The sequence below is a fragment of the Verminephrobacter aporrectodeae subsp. tuberculatae At4 genome (assembly GCF_000193225.1).
GTDB classification, from domain to species: Bacteria; Pseudomonadota; Gammaproteobacteria; order Burkholderiales; family Burkholderiaceae_C; genus Acidovorax; species Acidovorax aporrectodeae.
Window position 1 is genome coordinate 1 of sequence record NZ_AFAL01000822.1, and the last position, 1,630, is coordinate 1,630.

1 protein-coding gene is annotated in these 1,630 nt (G+C 64.5%); it reads right to left on the reverse strand.

Translation table 11 applies throughout. The features are described from left to right. On the reverse strand, nucleotides 1-1,630 hold a 1,630-nt coding region (locus tag VTU_RS29475; RefSeq protein WP_010108888.1), incomplete at both ends, for an Ig-like domain-containing protein.

Below are 1,630 nucleotides of genomic sequence, written 5' to 3' on the forward strand. Positions count from 1 at the left end.
TCCAGGTTGCTCGCGTCGGTGTAGGTCAGCGTCAGTTGGTTGCCGGTGACCTTGGGACCCGAGTCGCCGGTGGTGATCAGCACCGGGGGCGTGGTGTCCAGCGGCCGGGTGTCCACGGTGTAGTTCTCGCTGCTGGCTCTGCCGATACTGGAGCGGCCTGCCACGTTGGTCACGCCGGTCAGGTTGACGCGGATGGTGTTGGTCGCGTCGCTGACGTCGGCGTTGGGCGTGAAGGTGGCGGTCCAGGTTTTGTTGTCGGTATTGGGTGTGTATACGAGTGGGCTCAATGTGCCGTTGGCCTGAGTCAGATCGATGTCCTCCATCGTGAAGCCGAGAACCGTTTGGTTGAAGGTGAAGGTGACGGTCGTCGTTTCGCCCGCAGTGAGCGCGGTATCGGTCAGCGTGATCCTGGCGGCAGGCAGCGCGGTGTTCACGATGAAGCTGGTGCTGGTGACGCGACCGATACCGGCGGTGCCTGCGGCGTAGGTCACGCCCGTGAGGTTCACGCTGATGGTGTTGGTCCCGTTGATGACGCCCGCCGTGGGCGTGAAGGTGGCCGTCCAGGTTCGACCGTCGGCGCTGGGTGTGAAGTCGCTGAGCCTGCCGTTGGCCTGGGTCAGGTCTATGTCATCGAGCGTGAATTCGTTGACGGGTTTGTTGAAGGCGATGATGACGGTCGCCTTTTCTCCCGTCGTAAGGCGACTATCGGTCAGCGTGACGCTTGCGCTCAGGCCGGTTGTCTGGTCCGTGCTGCCGGGCTGGGTGTTAATGGTGTAGTTGCTGCTACTGGAGGTGCTGGCGGTCAGCCTGTTGCCCGCCAAGTCCGTCACGCCGCGGTGGTTGATGCTGATGCTGTTGGTGAGAGCGTTGGTATTTGCTGTGGGCGTGAAGGTGGCGGTCCAGGTCCTGCCGTCTGTGAGGGCGGTCAGCGGACCCAGCGTGCCGTTGGCCTGCGTCAGGTCGATGTTGGCGGCGGTAAAGCCGACGACGGGCTCGCTGAAGCTGAAGGTGACGGTGGTGGTTTCGCCCGCGGTGAGGGCGCGGTCGATCAGCCTGACGATGGCGCCGGGCGGGAAGACGTCGATGTCGTAGGTGACCGTGGAGGCGACCTGGCCCACACCGGCGTTGCCTGCGGGGTTGGTCACGCCGGCGAGGTTGACGCGGATCTGGTTGCCCGTTGAGTTGAACTGGGAGGGGTCGCCGCGCAAATCAGTGCTCTCCGGAGCCTTCAACGTGACCGTCCAAGTGATGCCGCCGTCGGTGCTTTGCAGGTCGTTGGACAGCGTCGCGGAACCGCCCACGATCAGGTCGGCGGTGGTGAAGCTGTCGGTCACGATGGCTTCGGCGAAGCGGATGGTGACGGTGGTGCTCTCGCCAATGCTCAGTTTGTTGTCGGCGATCGTGATCGGGTTGGTCGCTGCGAGCGTGGGCCGGGTGCCTCCCACTGCCGACGTGCCATGGGTCACGGCCTGGTTGCTGAAGCTCACTGCGTCGTTGCCCGCTGCGTCCTGCACCACGTTGTCGCCCGTGGGCTTGGTGTAGCTCACGGTCACGGTCTCCGCAGTGGCCACGGCGCGGCTCAGCGTCAGCGTCACGGTCTTGCCCGATACCGCCACGCTGTTCACGCTGA